This window comes from Arthrobacter sp. 01T414, from assembly GCF_056398965.1.
The window spans coordinates 1-23,425 of the sequence record NZ_JBFTQK010000002.1; the positions used below are offsets into that span (position 1 = coordinate 1).

Annotated in this window: 22 protein-coding genes and 1 rRNA gene; 15 read left to right on the forward strand and 8 right to left on the reverse strand. The window is 68.0% G+C overall.

Features of this window, described 5'->3' with window-relative positions; translation table 11 throughout:
* The first annotated feature begins 5 nt into the window (after positions 1 to 5).
* Positions 6 to 122 (forward strand): 5S ribosomal RNA (gene rrf / locus AC1DK9_RS05500).
* A 499-nt stretch (positions 123 to 621) separates the two neighbouring features.
* Here rrf and AC1DK9_RS05505 read toward each other — a convergent pair.
* Entirely contained in the window at positions 622 to 1,491 is an 870-nt protein-coding gene (locus tag AC1DK9_RS05505; protein WP_476915248.1) for a hypothetical protein, read from the reverse strand.
* A 12-nt stretch (positions 1,492 to 1,503) separates the two neighbouring features.
* Between AC1DK9_RS05505 and AC1DK9_RS05510 the strand changes: the two genes are divergently transcribed.
* The 9 genes from AC1DK9_RS05510 (at position 1,504) to xerD (ending at position 10,887) form a co-directional block, all read left to right on the forward strand.
* Positions 1,504 to 2,388, forward strand: a complete 885-nt coding sequence (locus AC1DK9_RS05510; protein WP_476915249.1) for a hypothetical protein — start codon at positions 1,504 to 1,506, stop codon at positions 2,386 to 2,388.
* Between the two features lie 6 nt (positions 2,389 to 2,394).
* Positions 2,395 to 3,387, forward strand: a complete 993-nt coding sequence (locus AC1DK9_RS05515) for an HAD-IIA family hydrolase (RefSeq protein WP_476915250.1) — start codon at positions 2,395 to 2,397, stop codon at positions 3,385 to 3,387.
* 10 nt (positions 3,388 to 3,397) lie between these two features.
* A complete protein-coding gene (locus tag AC1DK9_RS05520; protein ID WP_476915251.1) occupies positions 3,398 to 3,640 on the forward strand; it encodes a hypothetical protein in 243 nt (80 codons plus the stop codon).
* On the forward strand, positions 3,637 to 4,443 hold the full coding sequence (locus AC1DK9_RS05525; RefSeq protein ID WP_476863632.1) for a TlyA family RNA methyltransferase: 807 nt from the start codon (positions 3,637 to 3,639) through the stop codon (positions 4,441 to 4,443). Before AC1DK9_RS05520 ends, AC1DK9_RS05525 begins: the two co-directional genes overlap by 4 nt.
* A 46-nt stretch (positions 4,444 to 4,489) precedes the next feature.
* Positions 4,490 to 5,527 (forward strand): NAD kinase, encoded by a 1,038-nt coding sequence (locus tag AC1DK9_RS05530; RefSeq protein WP_476915252.1) that lies wholly within the window; start codon positions 4,490 to 4,492, stop codon positions 5,525 to 5,527.
* 3 nt (positions 5,528 to 5,530) lie between these two features.
* A complete protein-coding gene (recN, locus tag AC1DK9_RS05535) occupies positions 5,531 to 7,270 on the forward strand; it encodes a DNA repair protein RecN (RefSeq protein ID WP_476915253.1) in 1,740 nt (579 codons plus the stop codon).
* Between the two features lie 75 nt (positions 7,271 to 7,345).
* The gene (locus AC1DK9_RS05540; RefSeq protein ID WP_476915254.1) at positions 7,346 to 9,142 is read left to right on the forward strand and encodes a CTP synthase; all 1,797 of its coding nucleotides are present in this window, start codon (positions 7,346 to 7,348) and stop codon (positions 9,140 to 9,142) included.
* 27 nt (positions 9,143 to 9,169) lie between these two features.
* Positions 9,170 to 9,832 carry an NUDIX domain-containing protein gene (locus AC1DK9_RS05545; protein WP_476915255.1) on the forward strand — a complete coding sequence of 221 codons (663 nt, stop codon included), beginning with the start codon at positions 9,170 to 9,172 and terminating at the stop codon, positions 9,830 to 9,832.
* Entirely contained in the window at positions 9,832 to 10,887 is a 1,056-nt protein-coding gene (gene xerD / locus AC1DK9_RS05550) for a site-specific tyrosine recombinase XerD (RefSeq protein WP_476915256.1), read from the forward strand. Before AC1DK9_RS05545 ends, xerD begins: the two co-directional genes overlap by 1 nt.
* Positions 10,888 to 10,952: 65 nt before the next feature.
* On the opposite strand, the gene AC1DK9_RS05555 is transcribed toward xerD, so the two are convergent.
* Entirely contained in the window at positions 10,953 to 11,447 is a 495-nt protein-coding gene (locus AC1DK9_RS05555; protein WP_476915257.1) for an N-acetyltransferase family protein, read from the reverse strand.
* Positions 11,448 to 11,607: 160 nt separating this feature from the next.
* Here AC1DK9_RS05555 and AC1DK9_RS05560 point away from each other — a divergent pair, with 160 nt between their 5' ends.
* The 4 genes from AC1DK9_RS05560 to AC1DK9_RS05575 all read left to right on the forward strand — a co-directional run bounded on the left by AC1DK9_RS05560 (position 11,608) and on the right by AC1DK9_RS05575 (position 14,448).
* On the forward strand, positions 11,608 to 12,111 hold the full coding sequence (locus tag AC1DK9_RS05560; protein WP_476915258.1) for an RNA polymerase sigma factor: 504 nt from the start codon (positions 11,608 to 11,610) through the stop codon (positions 12,109 to 12,111).
* Positions 12,112 to 12,113: 2 nt separating this feature from the next.
* On the forward strand, positions 12,114 to 12,866 hold the full coding sequence (locus tag AC1DK9_RS05565; protein WP_476915259.1) for a hypothetical protein: 753 nt from the start codon (positions 12,114 to 12,116) through the stop codon (positions 12,864 to 12,866).
* Between the two features lie 35 nt (positions 12,867 to 12,901).
* A complete protein-coding gene (locus tag AC1DK9_RS05570) occupies positions 12,902 to 13,402 on the forward strand; it encodes an 8-oxo-dGTP diphosphatase (protein ID WP_476863623.1) in 501 nt (166 codons plus the stop codon).
* Between the two features lie 155 nt (positions 13,403 to 13,557).
* Positions 13,558 to 14,448: a hypothetical protein gene (locus AC1DK9_RS05575; protein WP_476863622.1), complete on the forward strand. Its 891-nt coding sequence runs from the start codon at positions 13,558 to 13,560 to the stop codon at positions 14,446 to 14,448.
* Between the two features lie 82 nt (positions 14,449 to 14,530).
* Here AC1DK9_RS05575 and AC1DK9_RS05580 read toward each other — a convergent pair whose 3' ends face one another.
* From AC1DK9_RS05580 to AC1DK9_RS05595, 4 genes are all read right to left on the reverse strand, one after another.
* Complete coding sequence (locus AC1DK9_RS05580) at positions 14,531 to 15,670, reverse strand: bifunctional 2-methylcitrate synthase/citrate synthase (protein WP_476915260.1); 1,140 nt, start codon at positions 15,668 to 15,670, stop codon at positions 14,531 to 14,533.
* A 62-nt stretch (positions 15,671 to 15,732) separates the two neighbouring features.
* On the reverse strand, positions 15,733 to 16,635 hold the full coding sequence (gene prpB, locus AC1DK9_RS05585) for a methylisocitrate lyase (protein WP_476863620.1): 903 nt from the start codon (positions 16,633 to 16,635) through the stop codon (positions 15,733 to 15,735).
* Positions 16,635 to 18,155, reverse strand: coding sequence for an MmgE/PrpD family protein (locus AC1DK9_RS05590; RefSeq protein WP_476915261.1), 1,521 nt, complete (start codon positions 18,153 to 18,155; stop codon positions 16,635 to 16,637). Before AC1DK9_RS05590 ends, prpB begins: the two co-directional genes overlap by 1 nt.
* Before the next feature lie 10 nt (positions 18,156 to 18,165).
* On the reverse strand, positions 18,166 to 18,807 hold the full coding sequence (locus AC1DK9_RS05595) for a GntR family transcriptional regulator (RefSeq protein WP_476915262.1): 642 nt from the start codon (positions 18,805 to 18,807) through the stop codon (positions 18,166 to 18,168).
* A gap of 172 nt (positions 18,808 to 18,979) precedes the next feature.
* Here AC1DK9_RS05595 and AC1DK9_RS05600 point away from each other — a divergent pair, with 172 nt between their 5' ends.
* Positions 18,980 to 20,884: a propionyl-CoA synthetase gene (locus tag AC1DK9_RS05600; RefSeq protein ID WP_476915263.1), complete on the forward strand. Its 1,905-nt coding sequence runs from the start codon at positions 18,980 to 18,982 to the stop codon at positions 20,882 to 20,884.
* Here the strand turns inward: AC1DK9_RS05600 and AC1DK9_RS05605 are convergent.
* Both AC1DK9_RS05605 and AC1DK9_RS05610 read right to left on the reverse strand, forming a co-directional pair.
* On the reverse strand, positions 20,881 to 21,600 hold the full coding sequence (locus tag AC1DK9_RS05605) for a response regulator (RefSeq protein ID WP_476915264.1): 720 nt from the start codon (positions 21,598 to 21,600) through the stop codon (positions 20,881 to 20,883). The two genes, AC1DK9_RS05600 and AC1DK9_RS05605, sit on opposite strands and share 4 nt — an antisense overlap.
* Positions 21,597 to 23,324, reverse strand: a complete 1,728-nt coding sequence (locus AC1DK9_RS05610; protein ID WP_476915265.1) for a sensor histidine kinase — start codon at positions 23,322 to 23,324, stop codon at positions 21,597 to 21,599. Before AC1DK9_RS05610 ends, AC1DK9_RS05605 begins: the two co-directional genes overlap by 4 nt.
* Positions 23,325 to 23,425: the final 101 nt, after the last annotated feature.

Sequence of the window (23,425 nt, forward strand, 5' to 3'; positions counted from 1 at the left end):
AGGGTTACGGCGGTCATAGCGTGGGGGAAACGCCCGGTCCCATTCCGAACCCGGAAGCTAAGACCCACAGCGCCGATGGTACTGCACCCGGGAGGGTGTGGGAGAGTAGGTCACCGCCGGACAACCATTACAGCCAGGCCCCGACACACCGTGTCGGGGCCTGCGCCATTTAACCCAAAAACAACCCAGACGCCCCCTCAGAAGTGGCGCCCACACCGCCAACCCTCCTTCAGAAGTTGCCGGTACACCACCGACGCTCCCTCAGGACCGGCAGCTATACGCCGAACGCTCCCTCAGCTCCGGCTGCCATACGCTGAATGTTCCCGCAGCACCGGTGCGGATCTCACAAACACCCCTCAGTACCGGGCAGCGTAACCGGTAGGAGGTGAGGGAGCGTCGGGTGCAAACGCGTCAAAAGTGAGAGAGCGTCGATAGAGGACGATGGGGAGTGGGCCTGTGAGACTTGCCACCGCGCGGGTGGAATGACGCGCTGGCGTTAGCCGGGCGCGGGCGACTCGCCTAGAATTGATTGAGATGTACGGACTTCGAAGCGCTTGATTTCGGGTTGCGTAGGGAACGAAACACGGAAACAGAGCGGCTGCGATTGCGCCAGTGGTCAGCTCATAACAGGAGGAATCCACCATGGCTGAGCACAACGACGGCAACCGCGGCGGGAACGACCGCGGCAACTTCGGCGGGGGACGCAATTCCGGCGGCGGCGGATTCCGCGGAGCAAACAACTCCGGCGGCAATCCCCGCGGTTTCCGCGCGAGGGATGACCGTCCTTCGGGATCCAGGCCGCCGTTCAACGAGGGGGATCGTAAGCCGTTTGGTGATCGTCCGTCGCGTGAGGGTGGTGAGCGTCGTAGCTTCGGTGGCGACCGGGATCGTAAGCCCTTTAGCGGTGGGGATCGGGATCGTAAGCCCTTCAGTGGTGGGGATCGGGATCGTAAGCCGTTTGGTGATCGTCCGTCGCGTGAGGGTGGTGAGCGTCGTAGCTTCGGTAGCGATCGTGATCGTAAGCCCTTCAGTGGTGGCGATCGTGATCGTAAGCCGTTTGGTGATCGTCCGTCGCGTGAGGGTGGTGAGCGTGATCGTAAGCCCTTTAGCGGTGGCGATCGCGACCGTAAGCCCTTCAGCGGTGGGGACCGGGATCGTAAGCCGTTTGGTGATCGTCCGTCGCGTGAGGGTGGTGAGCGTCGTAGCTTCGGTGGCGACCGCGACCGCAAGCCGTTCAGCGGTGGCGATAACCGCAAGCCTTTCGGCAACCGCGAGGATCGCCCGGCCCGCAGCTTCGACCGCGGGGATTCCGGGCCCCGCCAGTTCGGCCGTGATCGCGCCGAGGACCGTCCCGTCCGCGAACCCAATGCCCGGGACCTGCGCAGCGCCAACCGCCCGGACCGTGAGCGTTCCCCGCAGATTGATGAGGACGTCACCGGCAAGGAACTTGACCGCGCCACGCAGCACCAGATCAAGACGCTGGAAGATCACAGTGCCGAATGGGTGGCACGCCACCTCGTGATGGCCGGCCGGCTTCTTGACGAAGAACCGGGGCTCGCCTTCCAGCACGCTCTCGCCGCGAGCCGCCGCGGTGGCCGCCTCGCAGCCGTCCGCGAAGCCGTTGGCCTGACCGCCTACGCGGCCGGACACTACGGTGAGGCGCTGCGTGAATTCCGTACCTACCGCCGGATTAGCGGATCCAACATGCACCTGCCGGTAATGGCTGACTGCGAGCGTGGCCTTGGCCGCCCGGACCGTGCCCTGGACATGGCCCGCTCCGAAGAGGCCAAGGACCTCGACGCTCCGGGCAAGGTCGAGCTGGCCATCGTCGCCGCCGGCGCCCGCACCGATCTCGGCCAGCTCGACGCTGCCGTCTCGGAGCTGGAGATCGCACAGCTGGACATCAACCGCGCGTTCTCCTACAGCCCCCGGCTCTTCCGCGCCTACGCCGAGGCGCTGACGGCTGTCGGGCGCGAGACCGAGGCCGCGAAGTGGGAGCGCCAGGCCGGAGTTGCCGAGAAGGCCCTGGGCCTGGGCATCGACGAAGAGCCGGACATCATCGATCTCGGTTGGGACGAAGAAGAGGAAGCCCGCGAGGAAGCGCAGCGCCGCCGGCTCCTGCGGGAGCAGGCGGAGCAGCAGTCCGCCGCCTCCGCCGAGCAGGCTCCCCGTGCCGCCAGTGCCGAAGCCGTATCCGGCCTCCCGGAGACCGCCGCGGCGCAGTCGGCCGCGCACGATCTCGAGGCCGGTTCCGACGACGAGGAACCCGACTTCTTCGAGTCCGACGACGCCGAGTCTGACGAGGATTCCGTCGAGGCCGACGAACTGGAAGCCGGGGAAGCCGATGAAGCCGGCGAGTCCAGCCTGCCGGAACGCGCCGAGGACTAGCCGGTAATGGCCGAAGCAGAGCTGATTTCCCGGTTTGACGCGCTCCTCGCTGATTTGGACGGAGTCGTCTACGCAGGTCCGCAGGCCATTCCCGGCGCCGTGGAATCACTGCGCCGGCTCGAAGGCATGGGCGTCAGCCTGGGCTACGTAACGAACAACGCCTCCCGTTCGCCCGCAGAGGTGGCGCAGCACCTGCGCGACCTCGGCGCGCCAGCCGAGGAGCAGCAGGTGGTGAGTTCGCCGCAGGCAGCCGGTGAGCTGCTTGCCTCGCTGCTGCCTGCCGGGGCCCGCGTCCTCATCACCGGTGGCGAGGCCCTGGCCCGCGAAATTGAACTCGCCGGGCTGGTGCCTGTGCGCAGTGAAGCAGAGGACCCCGTCGCCGTCGTGCAGGGCTTCCACCCGGACCTGGGCTGGAAGGACCTTGCGGAAGCGTCCTACGTCGTCGCGGCGGGTGCCCTGTGGGTCGCCACCAACACGGACATGTCCATTCCCCAGGCCCGAGGCATCGCTCCGGGCAACGGCACGTTGGTTGCCGCCGTCGCCGCCGCCACCGGGCGGCAGCCACTCGTTGCGGGCAAGCCCGAGGCGCCGCTGTTCCACGCGGCGGCCAAGCGCCTTGCCGCGGACCGTCCGCTGGTTGTTGGGGACCGGCTGGACACCGACATCCTCGGCGGTAACAACGCCGGCTTCGCGACGGTGGCCGTGCTGACCGGCGTCGACACGAGGGAATCCATCCTCGCCGCACGCACCATGGAACGCCCCACCTTCCTGATCAATGACCTGACCGATCTCTACCGTCCCTACCCGGCAGTGGAGCCCGACGCCGAGGGCGGCTACCGGTGCGGCCACGCCACGGCGCTCGTGCAGGGGACAACGGTTCACGTCAGCGGGGACCCTGCGGACCTCGATTCATGGCGTGCGGCCTGCGCCGCCTGGTGGGCTGCGAACCCCGAAACCGCCAACGCGCTGGCGCCCGGTCTCGAGTGGGAAAATCACTAGACTGGAGAGCATGACCGAGCAGACTTCTTCCACCGACGCCGATTCGGAAAGCGCCGACGCCCGGATTGACTGGCCGGCGAACGCCGCCGTAGTCGACGATCCGGCAGTAGAGGCCCTGCTGGTACGCCTTGCCGGGCTGCCGGAGCTGCCGGTCGCAGACCACGGCGAACTCTACGCAGGCCTGCACGACGAGCTCGCGGCGGCCCTCAACGAGGACGTAGCCGGACAGCAGGCGGGGGACTTGCCCCGATGACCCGCCTTGATCAGGCCCTCGTCAGCCGCGGGCTGGCGAGGTCCCGCACCCATGCCGCCCGTCTGATCGGCGAAGGCAAGGTCAGTTCCGGCGGCGAGGTGCTCGCCAAGGCCTCCCTACAGGTCCAGGACGGAATGGCCCTGGATGTCGCCACCACCAGCGAGGACGATTACGTCAGCCGCGCAGCGCACAAGCTGGCCGGCGCGCTGGACGCCTTTCCCGCCGTCGAAGTCCAAGGCAAACGCTGCCTCGATGCCGGAGCCTCCACCGGCGGGTTCACCGAGGTGCTGCTCCGGCGCGGCGCCGCCCATGTGGTGGCCGTCGACGTCGGGCATGACCAGCTGGTCCCGCAGATCCGAAACGACGCGCGGGTCTCCGTCCACGAGGGCCTCAACGTCCGTTACATGACGCCGGAAATGATCGGCGGCCCCGCGTCCCTGACCGTGGCGGACCTGTCCTTCATCTCGCTGACCCTCGTGGTGGCGCCCCTCGCCGCGTGCACCGAGCCCGGCGGCGATCTGGTCCTGATGGTCAAGCCGCAGTTCGAGATCGGCAAGGACCGGCTGGGCCGCACCGGGGTAGTCACCTCCGAGCGGGAGCGGCGGCTGGCCGTCGCCAAGGTGGCGTCCGCGGCGATGGACGCGGGCCTGGACCTGGCCGGACTCGCGCAGAGTCCGCTGCCTGGCCAGGACGGAAACGTGGAGTACTTCCTGTGGATAAAACGCGGGATCCGGACAGACCTGCCTAAGATCGAGGAGCGGGACGCAGCCGTTGCCGCGTTACTAGGAACGATCTGGTCGTAGCCCTGAAAGCCCAAGCAGCACGAGAAGCACTAGAAGGCGGAACCCGATGAGCAGGCGTGTCCTCATCCTTGCCCACACCGGCCGCGAGGAATCCCTCAAGGCCGCCTGGGAAGCGTGCGCCCAGCTGCATGCCTCCGGCCTCGTCGCCGTGATGCAGAAATCCGAGCTCGGCGACATGGTCCGGTTCTTCGGCCGGCTGGACCAGCCCGTCGAAGTCCTGCACGACCACGTCAAGCTGCCCGACGTCGAACTCGTCATGGTGCTTGGCGGTGATGGCACCATCCTGCGCGCCGCGGAGCTGGTGCGCGAGGTGGACGTGCCGCTGCTCGGGGTCAACCTCGGCCACGTCGGCTTCCTCGCGGAGAGCGAGCGGGCGGACCTTGCCCAGACCGTCGAATGGATCGCCAGCCGCCAGTACACGGTGGAAGAGCGCATGACCATCGACGTGCAGGTGTGGGTGCGCGGGCAGAAGATTTGGCACACCTGGGCCCTGAACGAGGCCGCCATCGAGAAGGGCAACCGGGAACGGATGCTTGAGGTAGTCACAGAGGTCGACGAACGCCCGCTCACCTCCTTCGGCTGCGACGGCGTCGTCCTCGCCACCCCCACCGGGTCCACCGCCTACGCGTTTTCGGCCGGCGGCCCCGTGGTGTGGCCAGAGGTGGAGGCCCTGCTGATCGTGCCGATCAGCGCCCACGCGCTCTTCGCCAAGCCGCTCGTGGTTTCGCCCAGGTCCCGGCTCGCCGTCGAAATCCTGAACCGAACCGACGCCCAGGGCGTGCTGTGGTGCGATGGCCGGCGCTCCGTCGACCTGCCGCCCGGCGCCCGCGTGGAAGTCACCCGGTCGGCCACTCCGGTCCGGCTGGCCCGCACCCACCAGACCCCGTTCTCCGGGCGCCTGGTCCGCAAGTTCGAGCTCCCCATCCAGGGCTGGCGCGGCCCGGCGCCGCAGACCGACACCATCCACACCGGACCCGTGCCCGTGGTACGCACCCCGCGGCCCAGCCGTGCGCTGCCGGTTCCCCGGCACGCCGGCCCCGGCGCTGATCCCGGCGCTCCAACCGATCCCTCGACTGCGAAGTGACTCATGCTTGAAGAACTGAGAATCCGCGATCTCGGCGTCATCACCGACGCGACGCTGCCGCTGGGCCCCGGCCTGAGCGTGGTAACCGGCGAAACCGGTGCCGGCAAGACCATGGTGGTGACCGCCGTCGGCCTGCTCCTTGGCGCTAGGTCCGACGCCGGCGCCGTCCGCAGCGGCGCGAAGAGCGCCTCCGCCGAAGCCGTCCTAAAGCTCGACGCCGGGCATGCCGCGGTTACCCGGGCGCGCGATGCCGGGGCCGAGGTCGAGGAGTTCGACGGCGGCGCCGAACTGCTGCTGGCCCGCAGTGTCGGCGCCGACGGCCGCAGCCGCGCCTACCTCGGCGGCCGCGCCGCGCCGGTCGGGGTCCTCGCCGAAATCGGCGGGACGCTGGTGGTGGTCCACGGCCAGTCGGACCAGATCCGGCTCAAGAGTCCGGTGGCCCAGCGCGAAGCCCTGGACAAGTTCGCGGGGGAGGGCCTGGCCGGGACCCTAACCGCCTACCGGGAGCTGCACGCACACTGGAAGGCCAGCCAGTCCGAGCTGGACGAACTCCGCAACGCCGCCCGCGAGCGGCTGCGCGAGGCGGAGTCCCTTGAAGCAGCCCTGGCCGAGATCGACGCCGTCGACCCGCAGCCGGGCGAGGACGAATCGCTGAAGGCCGAGGCGGTCAAGCTCGCCAACGTCGAAGAGCTTCGGATCGCCGCCAGCACCGCCCATCAGGCCCTCATCTCGGAGGACTTCGGCGAAGACGCGGATGCGACCACCCTGGTGGACGCGGCCAAGCGCACCCTGGAGCACGTCGCCGAACATGACGGAGAACTGGGCTCGGCGGCCGCCCGGCTCGCGGAGGTGGGCTTCCTGCTCAACGACATCGCCGGCGACCTGGCCAGTTACCAAGCCTCCCTCGACACCGAAGGGCCGGAACGCCTGGCCGAGATCGAGGAACGGCGCGCCGCCCTGGCCAAGCTCGTGCGCAAGTACGCGCCCAGCATCGACGAGGTGCTCCTCTGGGCAGAGCAGGCCCGCACGCGCTTCGAGGAGCTTCAGGACGACTCCACTCGGATCGAAGCGCTCGACGCCGAGGTTGCCCGCTCCGAGGCGGACCTGCGCAAGCAGGCCGCGGCCATCAGCAAGGCTCGGAAGAAGGCCGCCAAGGACCTCTCCGCCCGGGTCAGCGCCGAGCTGACCGCGCTGGCCATGGCCGACGCCACCCTCGTCATCAATGTCGACCAGGGCGAGCAGCTGGGCCCGTTCGGCACCGATGAGATTTCCTTCCTGCTGCAGCCGCACTCCGGCGCGCCCGCCCGGCCGCTGGGCAAGGGTGCCTCCGGCGGTGAGCTCTCCCGCGTGATGCTCGCCATCGAAGTGGTGCTGGCCGCCGTGGACCCGGTCCCGACGTTCGTCTTCGACGAGGTCGACGCCGGAGTCGGCGGCCGCGCCGCCGTCGAGATCGGCCGACGGCTGGCCATGCTGGCCCGACACGTCCAGGTCCTGGTGGTCACCCACCTGCCGCAGGTGGCGGCTTTCGCCGACCAGCACATCCGGGTCACCAAGACCTCGGTGCGGGGGTCCGACGGCGCGACCGCCACCGGCTTCACCTCCAGCGATGTCCAGCTCCTGGACGAGGCGGAACGGGTCCGCGAACTGGCCCGCATGCTGGCAGGGCAGGAAGACTCGGAATCGGCCCAGGCACACGCCCAGGAACTGCTGGACGACGCCAAGCTCCTTCCGCAACAGGCCTGAGCGCCGGCTGCTGGCGGACCGGGACTGGGATGACCATCACAGCGGCGTTTAATCGACCCAAAGAAGACCGAATTGATGATAGGCTCAAATTCCGTGGTGCAGCGATCAAATTCCCGTGTAAATTCCCGGTTCCCGGGCTCGTCCAAGACGACCAAACACATCTTCGTCACCGGTGGTGTGGCGTCCTCGCTCGGTAAGGGACTGACGGCTTCGAGCCTGGGTCACCTCCTGCGGGCACGCGGCTTGTCTGTAACAATGCAAAAGCTCGATCCCTATCTGAACGTGGATCCGGGCACGATGAACCCCTTCCAGCACGGCGAGGTCTTCGTGACCGACGACGGCGCGGAAACCGACCTCGACGTCGGCCACTACGAGCGGTTCCTCGACGAAAACCTTGAAGGTTCCGCCAACGTCACGACCGGCCAGGTCTACTCCACGGTCATCGCCAAGGAGCGCCGCGGCGAGTACCTCGGCGACACCGTCCAGGTCATCCCGCACATCACCGATGAGATCAAGCGCCGCATGCGGCTGCCCGCCGAGGGCAAGAACGCGCCGGACGTGATCATCACCGAAATCGGCGGCACCGTCGGCGACATCGAATCCCAGCCGTTCCTCGAGTCGGCCCGCCAGGTCCGCCAGGACGTCGGCCGGAACAACGTCTTCTTCCTCCACGTGTCCCTGGTGCCGTACATCGGACCTTCGCAGGAACTGAAGACCAAGCCGACGCAGCACTCCGTTGCCGCGCTGCGCTCCATCGGCATCCAGCCCGAGGCGATCGTGATCCGTTCGGACCGCGACGTGCCGCAGGCCATGCGCGAGAAGATCGGCCGCATGTGCGACGTCGACATCGACGCGGTCATCGGCTGCCCGGACGCCCCCAGCATCTACGACATCCCCAAGACGCTGCACTCCCAGGGCCTGGACTCCTACATCGTGCGTGCCCTGGACCTGCCGTTCAAGGACGTCGACTGGACCAGCTGGGACAAGCTCCTCAACGCTGTGCACAACCCCAAGCACGAGGTGGAGATTGCCCTTGTCGGCAAGTACATCGACCTGCCGGATGCCTACCTGTCCGTGACCGAAGCGCTGCGGGCCGGCGGCTTCGCGAACGACACCAAGGTCAAGATCCGCTGGGTTCCCTCGGACGAATGCGACACCGAAGCCGGTGCGAAGAAGTCCCTGGCTGGCGTGGACGCGATCTGTGTTCCGGGCGGTTTCGGCATCCGCGGCCTTGAGGGCAAGCTCGGCGCCCTCAAGTACGCCCGCGAATCCAAGCTCCCGGTCCTGGGCCTGTGCCTGGGCCTGCAGTGCATGGTGATTGAGTACGCCCGCAACGTTGTGGGCCTCGAGGGCGCGTCTTCCTCCGAATTCGAACCCGATTCCAAGTACCCGGTCATCGCCACGATGGAAGAGCAGCTCGACATCGTCGAGGGCAAGGGCGACCTGGGCGGCACCATGCGCCTGGGCCTGTACGAGGCCAAGCTGGACGAGGGCTCGGTCGTCGCCGAGACCTACGGCAAGACCACGGTCAGCGAACGCCACCGGCACCGCTACGAGGTAAACAACAAGTACCGCGAGCAGATCGCCGCCGAGGGCCTCGTGTTCTCCGGCACGTCGCCTGACGGCAAGCTGGTCGAGTACGTCGAGCTTCCCCGTGAAGTGCACCCGTACTACGTCGCCACGCAGGCGCACCCCGAGCTGAGCTCGCGGCCCACCCGCCCGCACCCGCTCTTCGCGGGGCTGGTCAAGGCCGCCCTGGATCACCAGCACGGCGCCGGCCAGCACGGCGCCGGCCAGCGCGACGCAGGCCAGCCGGCCGGTTCCGCTGGCAAGGCTGCTGCCGCCAAGACGACCCCGGCAGCGTCAAAGTAACTCCCAACTGAATCAAAGGACGGCGCGATGCCCGGTACACCTGAAACCCCCAATGCTGCACGGCAGGTTTCGGATGAGCCGAGCCCGCGCCGTCTTTTGTCTTCCGAGAAGGTCTACCAGGGCCGGATCTGGGATGTGGTCAGCGACAGTTTCCAACTAAGCGACGACGGCGACACCCTTGTCCGCGACTACATCGACCACCCCGGCGCGGTGGCCGTGCTGCCGATGAATGACGACGGCGAGATCCTGCTGATCAAGCAGTACCGGCACCCCGTTGGCATGGCGCTCTGGGAGATCCCCGCCGGGCTGCTCGACGTCGAGGGCGAGGACTTTGTTGTCGGGGCGGCCCGGGAGCTCGCCGAGGAAGCGGACCTGGTGGCCGCGACCTGGAACGTGCTGGCTGACTTCTTCAACTCGCCCGGGTCCTCCAGCGAAGCCATCCGGATCTACCTGGCCCGGGACCTGAGCGATGTTCCCGGCCACGAGCTGCACGTTCGCACCGATGAGGAAGCGGAAATCGAGCTGCACTGGATTCCGCTCGACGCCGCGGTTGCGGCTGTGCTTGAGGGGCGCCTGCACAACCCTTCGGCCGTCGTCGGGATCCTCGCCGCCGCCGCGGCCCGGGCGCACGATTTCCAGTCGCTTCGGCCGTCCGACGCGCCCTGGCCGGCCCACCCCAGCCAGCGCTGATGACCGGACTGCTGGCTGCCGAACCTCCCGCTGCCGAAGCTGCTGCTGCCGAGACTGCTTCTGCTGAGTCTGCGGTCGCCGGCGCTGCCGCTGTTGAGTCCGCGCCTCCCCGGCCGCTGACGGCCGTCGACCGCGCCATCACCGACTACCTGCAGCACATGGGTGTGGAGCGCGGACTGGCCGCCAACACGCTCTCGGCCTACCGACGCGACCTCGCCCGCTACGCCAGGCACCTCGCCGTCGTCGGCCGGGAGCGCCCGGAGGAGATCACCCGCCGCGACGTGACCGGCTTCGTGCAGGCGCTCTCGGACGGGTCCGACGGCGGCTCCGCCCTCGGTGTGCGCTCGGCGGCCCGCACGGTCGTGGCGGTCCGCGGGCTGCATAAGTTCTGGGCGCTGGAAGGCGTCACGGCCACGGACCCGGCCGGCGACGTGCACCCGCCGATGCCGGGCAAGCGGCTGCCCAAGGCCATTACCGTCGACGAAGTTACCCGCATCCTGGAAGCGGCAGGAACCGACACGGCCACCGGCCTGCGAGACCGCGCCCTGCTCGAGTTCCTTTATTCCACCGGGGCACGGATCAGCGAGGCCGTGGGCCTCGACGTCGACGACATCTCGCTGCAGGGCGAGGACGCGCCCGGGCCGGCGATCGTCCGGCTGTTCGGCAAGGGCTCCAAGGAACGACTGGTCCCGCTGGGGTCCTATGGCGCCCGGGCGTTGGACGCCTATCTGGTGCGCGGACGCCCGCTCCTGGCCGCCAAGGGCAAGGGCACGCCTGCGCTGTTCCTCAACGCCAGGGGCGGCCGGATCAGCCGGCAGAGCGCCTGGACCATCCTCAAAGCCGCAGCCGAGAAGGCCAACATCACCAAGGACGTCTCGCCCCACACCCTGCGGCACTCCTTCGCCACGCACCTGCTTGAGGGCGGGGCGGACGTCCGTGTGGTGCAGGAACTGCTGGGCCACGCGTCGGTAACCACCACGCAGGTCTACACCCTGGTTACCGCTGACACGCTGCGCGAGATCTACGCCGCGGCGCATCCGAGGGCGCTGGGCTGACGCGGGGCGGGCAACGGCGGAGCTGCGCGGCCCGGGGCCGGATGCAGGCATCCGTGCAGGCGTTCCTACCTCACCATGCGGGCATCGATGATCCCCGGAGCTCCGGGGTCCACCTGCTCCGTTCCATCGAAGTCGAAGCCGTTGCGCCGATAGAACGCCACCGCCCGCAGATTGTCCTTCGCGACCCACAGCATGGCCGGGCCAACGCCGGCCGTGGCATCAAGAAGGGCCTGGCCTGCACCCTGGCCGTGGTGCGCTGCCGACACGTAGAGGTTGAACAACTGACGTTCGCGCGGGAGTTCCTGGCCTTCCGGGCCCACGCCGGGACCGGCGAACCCGAAGCCGATGATCTGTCCTTGGAGCTCCGCGATTCTGATAGTCCAATCTTCGCGCTGATTCCCGAGGACGTAGTTCCACATCCGGTGTCGGCTCTGGACGTGTTCCACCGTGAAGAAGTCCTCCGGAAGTAGGTGCGCGTAAGTCTCCCGCCAAGTGGCCACATGCAGCTCAGCGATCTCAGGCGCGTCGGTGGGCACGGGCTCACGCAAAGTGAAGGACATCAGGACATCCTGCCAGAATTTCCGGCCGGGAAATGTTTTGCTGATGCGTGTAAGAAAAAGCCCCTCACGGGACACCTGGCCTTCAGGAAGAAGTCACCAGCAAGAACTCACCACGAAGAAGTCACCACAGAGAAGTCATCCGATGTCCGGGGGAAGCACCATGTTGGCTGCCAAAGAGCAAGCGTTCATAGACCTGCACACTCAACATTCAGTGCGGGTCTACCGCTATATTGCCTACCGTGTCAGCGACCAGCACCGCGCCGAGGAACTGGCCGCGGATGTCTTCAGGATTGCGTGGGAAAAGCAACTGGCGGAGCCGCCCGGCATTGGCTGGCTGTTGGCGACCGCCCGGAACGTGATCGGCAACGAATACAAGGGCCGACGTCGCCGCCAGGAACTGCTGGAGCGGCTAAAAGATGAAGTCCGCAACCAGGACCCCGGGCCGGACACCGAGCAACGGTCCGCCGTGGCGGATGTCCTGGCGCGGCTGAGGGAACGGGACCGCGAAGTCCTCATGCTCAGCTACTGGGACGACCTGACCACCGCCGAGCTGTCCCAGGCGCTGGGATGTTCTCCTTCCGCCGCTGCAGTCCGCCTGCACCGGGCACGCCGGGCGTTCGAGAAAGCCGTGCCGGCCCAACTCATGACCGAACGGAAGGACTAGCCGTGGACCGCATCGAACAGCTCATGAAAGACGCCAAACCGCGGGTTGGCGCACCGGCCGTCGCGCCAGGGAGCGAGGCCGCCCGCTCCGCCGTCCTTTCCACGGACCCCAACGTTGTCCAGTTGGCAGGGCGCACGCCGGCACGACGCAACACCGTCCGGGCTGCGGCCGCCACGCTGGTGGCCGCGGCCGCCGTCGTCGCCGCGGTGGTGGTCGGCGGCAACCTCACGAGCCGGCCGGCGCCGGGACCCGCCCAGACCGGCGTCCCGACGGCGTCCGCCTCCGTCAGCCCCTCGCCGAGCCCCTCGAACACTCCTAACCCTTCGCCCACCCCCACTCCCACACGAACCGCCGCAACCCTGACCACCGGTGGCGTCCCCTGCACCATGGCCTATGTCGACCAGCAGCGCAGTGACCAGGTGCGGGCGATCATCCCGGTGCCCGCCAACGAGCGCCGGTACTACACCGTGCTGGGCTGCGCCGACGGCTGGCTCGCCTACTCCACCTCGGAAGAGGGGGCGAAGGCCATGAAACTCGACGGCGGCAACGTCTGGTTCCACCTCGCCAAGCTGCAGAACGGGCGTTTCCTCTGCGATTACCAGCAAGTCTGGTCGAGCGTCTTCGACTGGAATTTCCAGGCGATGAACAACCAAGGGCTTACGGCGCAACAGGCCATGGACAAAGAATTCGCCGAGAAGGGGATTCCGGTCAAGCTGCGGCCGAAGCTGGTAGGCGAGGGCCCGGCCAGCAAATAGCAGGTGGCCGGGACCGCAGCTACTAGGGTTGAACCATGGATTTCACGCCAGTCACGCTCTGCTTCCTGCTCCGTGATGCGGCAGGTGGCGCCGAGGTGCTGCTGGGCCTGAAACGGACCGGGTTCGGCATCGGCAAGATTGTCGGCGTCGGCGGCCACGTCGAACCGGGGGAGAACGACGCCGAGGCCGTGGTCCGCGAGGTCTGGGAAGAGATCGGCGTCGTGGTGCTCCAGGAGGACCTGGTCCACGCCGGCGTCGTCGTGTTCATCTTCCCCGCCCGGCCGGAATGGAACATGTCCTGCCGCCTCTTCACCACCAGGCGCTGGGACGGCGACCCTACCGAGAGCCGGGAAATCACGCCCGAGTGGTTCGGCGTCGGGGAGCTCCCGCTGCACCGCATGTGGCAGGATGCCGGGCACTGGCTTCCGCCCGCGCTGGCGGGCGAGACCATCGACGTTGTCGTGGTCCTGAACGAGGACAACGAAACGGTGGCGTCGGTCAGGTACCCCTCCACACCGGGGTCCACGCCGGCGTGAGCAAGCTTCCACACCGAACCCCGGCGACACGGGATGGCGGTCTCGGGAAAGTCGCTGCGGGGCCAGTAGCCTAAGGTTCGAACATCGCAGGCTCCGGCGCACGCACTTCCTTCGCTCACCGGTAAGCGGCAATCTGACCGATTTGGGGACAGGGCATGGAACCGGGCAACAACAACCTTCCGGACGCGGATCTTTTCGAAGAAGAACCGGCAAACGACGGCGGCGGACGCCGGCGCTGGCCCTGGGCAGCGGCGATCGTGGCGCTCGCCCTGGCCGTCGTTGGAGCCGGCGTTGCCGTGGCCGGAAACATGCGGCCGGCGGACGAGGCCTCCGGGCCGGCGTCGTCCGCGGTGACGGCGCCCTCAGCCTCCGCCTTGGACACCACGACGTTGCCTGCGGGGCCGGAATCCGCGACGCCGTCGGCCACGGCTACGACGGCGGCACCCACAACGTCCGCTCCGGCCACCTCGGCTCCGGCTGCCGAGGACTGGCGGACTTTCACCAGCTCCGATTCCAAGGTCAGTTTCGAGTACCCGTCCACGTGGCGAGTCACCGACACCAGCGCGGCCGGCGGGGTCGACGTCGACGTCGCGAATGAGGCCGCTGTGGTGGTGGCGTCCCTGCACATCGGACCCTCCGGCGGACTCGGCGGCGCGTGCCAGGGGCCGGTTCCGTACACGGTGCTTGACTCGGTCGAAGTGAATCTTCCATACCAGCCCTCGAAGGGTTCGGTCACGCCCAGGTTCGCCTTCCGTGCGCTCCAGGAAGCAGGACGGGTTACCGCGTCCTACGGCCTCACCAGTACCGTGGCCGGGCAGAACGGCAAAACCTGCATGTTCTACAACGTGGTCGACGGGCCGTCCGAGTCGCCGCTGTACTTCTTCGCCGACGCCGTCCAGGTCAACGTTGGCAGCAAGGAAGAGGACCCCAAGCGCAAGGGTGCCAAGACCTTCCCCACAATGGAAGCGGCGAAGGCCTACATGGACAGCCTCGAATACCGGAACGCGAAGCGGATGATCACCTCACTGAAGATCAACGAGGGCTAGCAACAGCGGCCAGGCAACAAAAAGCGCGGGCCGTCCCCCTTCCAAAGGGGGACGGCCCGCGCTTCTTTGTTGCCGGCACTGCTTACGGCACGTGCCGTTCTTCGACGCCGTTGTATTCGCTCAGGGGGCGGATCAGGGAGTTCGAGTCCAGCTGCTCCATGATGTGCGCGGTCCAGCCGGTGATCCGGCTGGCCACGAACAGGGGAGTGAAGGTGGGGGTGTCGAAGCCCATCAGGTGGTACGTGGGACCGGCCGGGTAGTCGAGGTTGGGCTTGATCGCCTTCGCCTCGTCCATCGCGGTCTCGAGCCCGTTGTAGAGCCCAAGCAGTTCCGGACGGCCGTAGTGCGCGATCATCTTGTCCAGAGCCGCCTTCATGGTGGGGACCCGGGAGTCGCCGTGCTTGTACACACGGTGGCCGAAGCCCATGACCTTCTTCTTGTTCGCCAGGGCGTCCTCCATCCAGGCCTTCGCCCGGACCGCTGCCTCCTCGAGCGACTCCTCCTGCCGGATGCCGATCTCATCGAAGGTGTGCATGACGGCCTCGTTCGCGCCACCGTGCAGCGGCCCCTTGAGCGCCCCGATGGCGCCGGTTACGGCCGAGTGCAGGTCCGAGAGCGTGGACGTGATGACCCGTGCCGTGAAGGTTGAGGCGTTGAAGGAGTGCTCGGCGTACAGGATCATCGAGACGTTGAACGCCTCGACGACTTCCTGAACTGGTTCTTCGCCGAAGGCCATCCAGAGGAAGTTTGCCGAGTAGCCCAGGTCCTCCCGGGGTTCCACGGCGTCCTGCCCGTGCCGGCGGCGCTGGTCATACGCGACCACGGCCGGCATGGCGGCGAAGAGGTCCACGGCCTTGGCCATGTTCGCCTCGCGCGAGGAGTCCTCGGCCAGCGGATGCCGGGCACCCATCACCGACGCCGCGGTCCGGCAGACGTCCATCGGGTGCGAGGTTAGCGGCAGCGCATCGATGACCTGCTTGACCACCGGATCCAGTGCGCGGCCCGCGCGTTCCCGTGCGGTGAACTCCGCCAGCTGCTCCTCGGTGGGCAGTTCGCCGTTCCACAGCAGGTAGGCCACCTCCTCGAAGCTGCACTTGGCGGCCAGCTCCTGGACGGGGTAGCCGCGGTAGAGCAGCGAATTGGTGTCCGGGTTGACCTTGGACACCGCGGTGTAATCCACCACGACGCCGGCTAGGCCCTTTTTGATCTCATTTTCAGCCATGCTGAAACTCCTTTGTTCCTAACGCCTGTTGACCGGCCGGGGCCGGCAGTCCGGTGGGGATGTCAGATGCCGGGGATCTGGAAATTGAAGACCCCGGTGTCAAAGCGGTTGTAGGCCTCGTAATCGACGAGGTCGTAGAGCCGCGCACGGGTCAGCATGCTCGAAACCTGTGCCTCCTGGGTGCCGTCGGATTTGATCGATTCCAGAGTACGCTCAGCAGCGCCCATGGCACTACGGAGCAGCGTCACCGGGTAGATCACCATGTTGACGCCGACGCCGGCCAGCTCGTCCACCGTGAAGAGCGCGCTCTTGCCGAACTCGGTCATGTTGGCGAGGATCGGCACGTCGACGGCGTCACGGATGGCCTGGAACTCGCTGAGGTCCTTCATGGCTTCCGGGAAGATTGCGTCCGCGCCGGCTTCCACCAGGGCCTTGGCCCGCTGCTGCGCCGCCTCGAGGCCGTCCGTGGCCCGGATGTCGGTGCGGGCCATGATCAGGAAGTTGGGATCCCGCCGGGCGTCGGCCGCGGCCCGGATCCGCTTCGTGGCGGTCTCAAGGTCCACGACGTTCTTGCCGTCGAGGTGGCCGCAGCGCTTCGGGTTGAACTGGTCCTCGATGTGGCAGCCGGCCAGGCCCGCGTTCTCGAGTTCCTGGACAGTGCGCGCCACGTTCATCGGCTCGCCGAAGCCGGTGTCGGCATCGACGATCGAGGGCAGGTCCGTCATCCGCGCAATCTGCCCGGCCCGGGTGGCCACTTCGGTGAGCGTGGTCAGCCCGATGTCGGGCAGGCCAAGGTCGTTCGCCAGGACGGCGCCGGAGATGTACACCCCGGCGAAGCCCTTTTCCTCGATCAGCCGGGCCGAGAGCGGGTTGAAAGCTCCCGGGAACTGCTGGATGGTCCCGGACGCCAGCAGCTCCCGGAACCGGATCCGCTTCTGCTCGGGCGTGGTCTTCGAATACAGCATCAGAAGAGTCCCTTCGGTGCGGCTGCCAGGTCGATTACGCCGTCGGCGGCCTTGATGTTCAGCTGGTCGAGCTCGCCGGCGGCCAGCTCGGGAAGCCGCGCGGCAGCGGCCAGGAAGCGCTCGATCTCGTCCTCGGCCACCAAGCCGGCGGCCAGGGTGCGGAACTTGTTGACGTACTGCTCGCGGGCGAACGGCCGGGCGCCGAGCGGGTGCGCGTCGGCGACGGCGATCTGGTCGGTGATGACGGTGCCGTCCTTGAGCGTGATCTCCACGGAACCGCCGAACGCCTTCTCGGCGATGTCCAGGGAGTGGTAGCGGCGGGTCCATTCCGGGTCCTCGACCGTGGTCACCTTGTGCCACAGCTCAACGGTGTCCGGCCGGCCTGCACGTTCCGGAGCGTAGGAGTCGACGTGGTGCCAGGCGCCGTCCTGCAGGGCCACCGTGAAGATGTAGGGGATGGAGTGGTCCAGGGTTTCCCGGCTGGCCGTGGGGCTGTACTTCTGGGGATCGTTGGCGCCGGAGCCGATCACGTAGTGCGTGTGGTGGCTGGTCTTGATCAGCACGGATTCGACGTTCGCGGGGTCGGTGACCTCGGGGTGTTCGCCGTGCAGCTTGCGGGCCAGGTCGATCCAGGCCTGCGCCTGGTACTCGGCCGAGTGTTCCTTGGTGTAGGTGTCCAGGATGGCGCGCTTGGCCTCGCCGTCCTCGGGCAGCGGCACCGTGTAGTTGGCGTCGGGGCCATCGAGCATCCAGGCGATGACGCCGTCTTCGCCTTCGTAAATCGGCACCGGCGAGGTCTGGCCGCGCATGGCACGGTCGGCGGATTCAACCGCCATCTTGCCGGCGAAAGCGGGGGCGTGGGCCTTCCAGGTGGAAATCTCGCCCTTGCGGGACTGGCGGGTGGCGGTGGTGGTGTGCAGCGCCTGGCCAACGGACTGGAAGATGGTCTCCACGTCGAGGCCCAGCAGGGTACCGATGCCGGCGGCCGCGGAGGGGCCCAGGTGGGCTACGTGGTCGATCTTGTGCTTGTGCAGGCAGATGGCCTTGACCAGGTTGACCTGGATCTCGTAGCCGGTGGCAATGCCGCGGATCAGGTCCTTGCCGCTGGAGCCCACGTGCTGGGCGACGGCGAGGATCGGCGGGATGTTGTCGCCCGGGTGGGAGTAATCCGCGGCGAGGAAGGTGTCGTGGTAATCGAGTTCGCGGACCGCAACGCCGTTGGCCCAGGCGGCCCATTCCGGAGCGACGCGTTCTTCGATGCCGAAGACCTTCGAGCCCTTGCCGCCGGTGCTGGGGCCGTGGGTGAGTGCCTGGGCGCGGGCCGCCACGATGGGCGCGCGGTTCAGGGAAGCGATGGCGACGGAGGCGTTGTCGATCACGCGGTTGATCACCATGTCGGTGACGTCGTCGGAGACGGCCACGGGATCAGCGGCCACCTTGGCGATCTTGTAGGCGAGCTGGTCCTCGCGGGCCAGGTTTTCCTCGCTCTTGTATACGCGGACGTGGTGTTCCTTAACCATGGTGCTCCTTCTAGTGCGGTACGTGGGTGGCTTTGACGTGGGAAAGACTGCGGTGCAGGTGCAGGGTGGTGGCGGCCTCGGCCAGCCGCGGGTTGCCGGCCGCGATCGCTTCGGCGATGGCGGCGTGCTCGGCGGCGGCGGCGGTGAGGCGTTCGGCGTCGTCGGCCGCCAGCCTGCGGACCCGGACCAGGTGGACGCGCAAGCTGCGCATCGCCTGGACCAGATAAGCGTTGGAGATTGCGGCGTCAATGGCGGTGTCCAGCCGCCCGACCAGGCTGTAGTAGTCGTGCCGTGCGGGGTCGGCGCCATTGATCAGCTCCGGCGCTCGCAGGAGCTCCCGCCGCAGTTGTTCAAAGATCGCCGCGTCGCCTCGCTCCGCGGCCAGCCCGGCGGCTTTGCCCTCAAGGGTTTCGCGCAGTTCGAAGAGTTCGTCGATGTCCTCGAGGGAGATGTCGGTGACGACGACGCCGCGGCCGCCCGCCGTCGTCGTCAGCCCTTCAGCGGTGAGCCGGCTGAGGGCCTCCCGCAGCGGGGTGCGGGAGATGCCGAGCCGCTCGGACTGCTCGACCTCGGCCAGCACTGTGCCGGGGAGGAGGCGCCATTCGATGATGTCCTCGCGCAGGGCCGCATAGGCCTTGTCGCTGGCGCGCATCCTGACTCCTTCGTTAGCTGACCCGATCAGTGTATACACACTTGGCCTTTCAGCCCAGCTTTTTGAGCAAATTGAGATAATTCCATCGTCCGCTGTATACACAACCCTTGTGTTGGTCGCCCTCGCCCGGCTACCATGAGCTGCATCACAACGTCGTGGACGGGATTACTTCATGGTCACCAAAAGCTACCGGGACAGCTATCAGCGCAGTGTTGAGCAGCCGGAGGACTTCTGGCTCGAGGCCGCCAGGAAGGTCGACTGGAGCACGCCGCCCAGCCGGGCCCTCGACTCCAGCCGCGCTCCGCTCTACGACTGGTTTCCCGATGGCGTACTGAACACCAGCTACAACGCCCTTGACCGGCACGTGGCCGAAGGCCGCGGCACCCAGGACGCCCTGATCTACGACTCCGCCATGCTCGGCACACAGCAGCGCTTCAGCTATGCCGAACTCACCGAGCTGGTCGCCCGCTTTGCCGGGGTGCTGCGCAGCCAAGGAGTCGGCAAGGGCGACCGGGTGGTGATCTATATGCCGATGATCCCGGAAGCCGCCATCGCCATGCTCGCCACGGCCCGGCTCGGCGCGATCCACTCGGTGGTCTTCGGCGGCTTCGCGCCCAAGGAACTCGCCGCCCGCATCCGGGACGCCGGCCCCGCCGCCGTCGTCACCGCGTCCGGCGGGATTGAACCCTCGCGGCGGATCGAGTACCTCCCGGCCGTCGCCGAAGCGCTCGAACTTGCCGGCGCGCCGGAGACCCCCGTGCTGGTCAAGGCGCGGGACGGGTTCACGGCGTCCGCTGCCGACTACACGGGCTGGCTGGACTGGGACTCCGCGATGGCGTCCGCCGAGCCCGCCGCCCCGGTGGACGTCAAAGCCACGGACCCGCTCTACATCCTCTACACCTCGGGAACCACCGGCTCGCCCAAGGGTGTGGTGCGGGACAACGGCGGCCACGCCGTCGCCCTGGGCTGGACGCTGGAGAACATTTACGAGATCGGCCCCGGCGACGTGATGTGGACAGCCTCCGACGTCGGCTGGGTGGTGGGTCACTCGTACATCGTCTACGGGCCGCTGCTCGCCGGCGCCACCACCGTGATTTATGAGGGCAAGCCGGTAGGCACCCCGGACGCCGGCGCGTTTTGGCGGGTCATCCAGGACCACAAGGTCAACGTGCTGTTCACCGCCCCGACCGCGCTGCGGGCCATCCGCAAGGCCGACCCCGAAGCGAAACTGCTCGAACACTACGACATCTCCAGCCTGCGCACCCTCTTTGCTGCGGGGGAGCGGCTGGACACCGACACCTTCCATTGGGCCTCCCGCGTCCTCGGCGTGCCGGTGGTCGATCACTGGTGGCAGACCGAGACCGGCTGGGCCATCTGCGCCAACCCGCGCGGCCTGGACGGCCTGCCGATCAAGGCCGGCTCGCCGAGCGTTCCGATGCCCGGGTTCAGGCTGCGGATCCTGGACGGCGGGAGCGAAGAGGTGGAGCCCGGAACCGAGGGAAACATCGTCCTGGACCTGCCCCTGCCGCCCGGAACCCTGACCACGCTCTGGCGTAACGACGAGCGCTACATCTCCTCCTACCTGCAGGCCTTCGAGGGCTGCTACGCCACCGGCGACTCCGGCTACCGGGATGAAGACGGCTACGTCTTCGTGATGGGGCGCACGGACGACATCATCAACGTCGCAGGGCACCGGCTCTCCACCGGCGCCATGGAGCAGGTGATCGGCCAGCACCCGGCCGTCGCCGAATGTGCCGTGATCGGACTCGCGGACCCGCTCAAGGGTCAGCGGCCCAGCGGCTACGTGGTGCTCAAATCGGGGGTGGACGTGCCGGAGGAGGTCCTGGTCAAGGATTTGGTCGCGCTGGTGCGGCGGGACATCGGCGCCGTGGCGGATTTCAAGCACGTCACGGTCGTGGAGGCCCTGCCCAAGACCCGCTCCGGGAAGATCCTGCGCAAGACCATGCGCCAAATCGCCGACGGCGAGGACTACGTGGTGCCGTCCACGATCGAGGACGCCGGCGTGATCGACCAGCTCCTCGGGACACTGCGGCCCGGCGGCGCGCTACGGGGCTAGGACGCGGGCCGGCTCCAGCGGTATTCGTTCTCCGGCCGGCCCGGGGCGCCGTAGCGCGCGGTGCGTGACACCGTGCCGGCGTCGGCGAGGTACTCGAGGTAGCGGCGTGCCGTCACCCGGGACATGCCCAGCGCTTCCATCACCTCGCTGGCCGACACCGCGCCGGCCTGCAGCTTCATGAAGTCCTGCACGGAATCCAGCGTGGAGGAGGACAGGCCCTTGGGCAGTGGCAGTTCGGAGGGCGCCCGCAGGCTCGCGAAGGCCTGGTCTACGTCGCTCTGCGAGGCGCCGGCCCCGGCGCCGCCCGGGCCGGGGGAGGCCAGCTGGTCGCGGAACAGCCGGTAGCTGCGCAGCTTGTCCGCGAAGGTGGCGTAGGTGAAGGGCTTGATCAGGTACTGCACGACGCCGGTGGCCACGGCGCTGCGGACGATATTGAGCTCGCGCACCGCCGTGATCGCGATGATGTCCGCAAACAGGCCGGCGGCCCGCATCCGGCGGGCGATGTCCAGACCGTGCAGGTCCGGCAGGTTCATGTCCAGCAGAACCAGTTCCACAGGCTGGCCGGCGGCGGAGAGGTCCGTCATCAGGCGCAGGGCGGACTGTCCGTCCGGAGCGGACCCTGCCAGGGTGAAGCCGTCCAGCCGGCCGATGTAGGCGGCGTGGGCGGCCGCGGCGATCGGTTCGTCCTCGACGACGAGTACGCGGATATCGCTCATTGCTGTTCCTCTGCTGTCCGGACGGGTTCTTCCCCGGCGCCTGTCGCCGCGCCTGCCGCCGCCACCGGAACCGCCGGCAGGGTGACACGGAACAGTGCACCGGCCGGACTGGTGATGGTCATGCTACCGCCCAGGCGCTGCACCGCCTGACGGACCAGGGCCAGCCCGAGGCCGCGCCCAAAGCGGCCCGGAGCCTTGGTGCTGAAGCCGTGCCGGAAGACGTCCTCCACGGCATCGGGATCGATTCCGGGTCCGCTGTCCTCCACCGTGATCTCCAGGCCTCCACCCTCGGAGGAGACCGACAGTTCCACAAGGCGCGGCGGCGGCGCATCGGCCGCGGCGTCGATCGCGTTGTCGAGCAGGTTGCCAAGGATGGCCACGAGGTCCTGGACGGCCAGTCCGGTCACAGCCGTGGAGCCGCCGGTGCTCAGGATGAGTTCGACGCCGCGTTCATGCGCCTCGGCCGCCTTGCCCATGACCAGGGCGCCGAGCACCGGTTCCTCGATGGAGCTGACCAGGTCGTCGGTCAGCCGCTGGCTCAGTTCGAGGTCCTTGGTAGCGAAGTCCAGGGCTTCGTTGCCACGCCCGAGTTCCATCAGGGACACGATGGTGTGCAGCCGGTTGGCATGTTCATGGGTTTGGGCGCGGAGGGCGTCGGAGAGCGTCCGCATGGTTTCCAGTTCGCTGCCGAGGGACTCGATCTCGGTGCGGTCCCGGATGGTGGCGACCGTGCCGTAGACGGGGGTGCCGGAGGAAGCCGGCCGTTGCCGGGCCGCAGGGGAGTGGGGCCCCACCGCGGGGCCCTGGTTCACCACCAGCACGCGCCGGCCGGTCAGGTGGATCTCGTCTTGGGCGGTCCGGCCGGATTCGAAGAGCTCCTTGAGGCTCGGCGCCAGCGGCAGATCCGCCAGCGACGGCGCTTCCGGCCCGCGGCCCCCTGAGGGTCCGCGACCGCCGAAGGACCCGCCGTCAACCGCTCGCGGCGGCACCCCCAGCAGCGCCGCCGCCTGGTCGTTGTACATCACCACTTTGCCCTTCGGATCAATGAGGATCACCCCCTCGCGGACCGAATGCAGTACCGATTCGTAGTAGGCGAACAGCTGCGCCAGCTGCTCCGGGCCCCAGCCGCGCGTGACCTGGCGGAGGTAGCGCCCCAGCAGCCAGGAGGCCACCGAACCTCCGGCCAACAGGGCGACCGCGATCGCGAGCAGGGCGGGCAGCCTGCCGGAGAACGCGACATCCACCGTCCCCACCGTCACGCCCGCCGCCACCAGGGCCCGGACCTTGCCGTCCGCGTCCTTGACCGGGGCGATCGTGCGCACCGACGGGCCCAGGGTGCCGGCCATGATCTCGGTAAAGACCTCGCCACGCAGGGCCGCGTCGATCGAGCCGATGTACGGCTTGCCGAGCTCCTCGGTGCGGGGATGGGTCCACCGGGTCCGGTCCGGCGCCATGATCGTGATGAAGTCCGCCCGGGCGTCCCGCATCACTTTAAGGGCGTAGGGCTGGAGCCGCGCAGAAGGATCCGTGGCGCTCGCCGCCTGCAGGACCAGGGGATTGTCGGCCACCGCGGTGGCCACCCCGGCCATCCTGCGGCCGGCCTCCTCGTAGGCGTGGTCCCTGGCGTCCACAAAGGTGGCCGTGCCAACAATGGCCGTCAGGGCCAGCATGAACAACAGGTGGGCCACAAACAGCCTGCGGGCAATGCTCCAGTGATGGATCAACTGCACCTTCCATGACCAATATGAACGCAACGGTGATGCGCGTCACCTCATCCCCAATGATGGAGGAACACGCAGAACGGACGTGATGCGCGCCCCAAGCC

Bases quoted from the DNA above. Each gene is read 5' to 3' on its own strand.
- AC1DK9_RS05515 (WP_476915250.1), top strand. From the start codon at position 2,395: ATGGCCGAAGCAGAGCTGATTTCCCGGTTTGACGCGCTCCTCGCTGAT.
- AC1DK9_RS05520 (WP_476915251.1), top strand. From the start codon at position 3,398: ATGACCGAGCAGACTTCTTCCACCGACGCCGATTCGGAAAGCGCCGAC.
- AC1DK9_RS05525 (WP_476863632.1), top strand. From the start codon at position 3,637: ATGACCCGCCTTGATCAGGCCCTCGTCAGCCGCGGGCTGGCGAGGTCC.
- AC1DK9_RS05530 (WP_476915252.1), top strand. From the start codon at position 4,490: ATGAGCAGGCGTGTCCTCATCCTTGCCCACACCGGCCGCGAGGAATCC.
- recN (WP_476915253.1), top strand. From the start codon at position 5,531: ATGCTTGAAGAACTGAGAATCCGCGATCTCGGCGTCATCACCGACGCG.
- AC1DK9_RS05540 (WP_476915254.1), top strand. From the start codon at position 7,346: ATGATAGGCTCAAATTCCGTGGTGCAGCGATCAAATTCCCGTGTAAAT.
- AC1DK9_RS05545 (WP_476915255.1), top strand. From the start codon at position 9,170: ATGCCCGGTACACCTGAAACCCCCAATGCTGCACGGCAGGTTTCGGAT.
- xerD (WP_476915256.1), top strand. From the start codon at position 9,832: ATGACCGGACTGCTGGCTGCCGAACCTCCCGCTGCCGAAGCTGCTGCT.
- AC1DK9_RS05555 (WP_476915257.1), bottom strand. From the start codon at position 11,447: ATGTCCTTCACTTTGCGTGAGCCCGTGCCCACCGACGCGCCTGAGATC.
- AC1DK9_RS05560 (WP_476915258.1), top strand. From the start codon at position 11,608: ATGTTGGCTGCCAAAGAGCAAGCGTTCATAGACCTGCACACTCAACAT.
- AC1DK9_RS05570 (WP_476863623.1), top strand. From the start codon at position 12,902: ATGGATTTCACGCCAGTCACGCTCTGCTTCCTGCTCCGTGATGCGGCA.
- AC1DK9_RS05575 (WP_476863622.1), top strand. From the start codon at position 13,558: ATGGAACCGGGCAACAACAACCTTCCGGACGCGGATCTTTTCGAAGAA.
- AC1DK9_RS05580 (WP_476915260.1), bottom strand. From the start codon at position 15,670: ATGGCTGAAAATGAGATCAAAAAGGGCCTAGCCGGCGTCGTGGTGGAT.
- prpB (WP_476863620.1), bottom strand. From the start codon at position 16,635: ATGCTGTATTCGAAGACCACGCCCGAGCAGAAGCGGATCCGGTTCCGG.
- AC1DK9_RS05590 (WP_476915261.1), bottom strand. From the start codon at position 18,155: ATGGTTAAGGAACACCACGTCCGCGTATACAAGAGCGAGGAAAACCTG.
- AC1DK9_RS05595 (WP_476915262.1), bottom strand. From the start codon at position 18,807: ATGCGCGCCAGCGACAAGGCCTATGCGGCCCTGCGCGAGGACATCATC.
- AC1DK9_RS05600 (WP_476915263.1), top strand. From the start codon at position 18,980: ATGGTCACCAAAAGCTACCGGGACAGCTATCAGCGCAGTGTTGAGCAG.
- AC1DK9_RS05605 (WP_476915264.1), bottom strand. From the start codon at position 21,600: ATGAGCGATATCCGCGTACTCGTCGTCGAGGACGAACCGATCGCCGCG.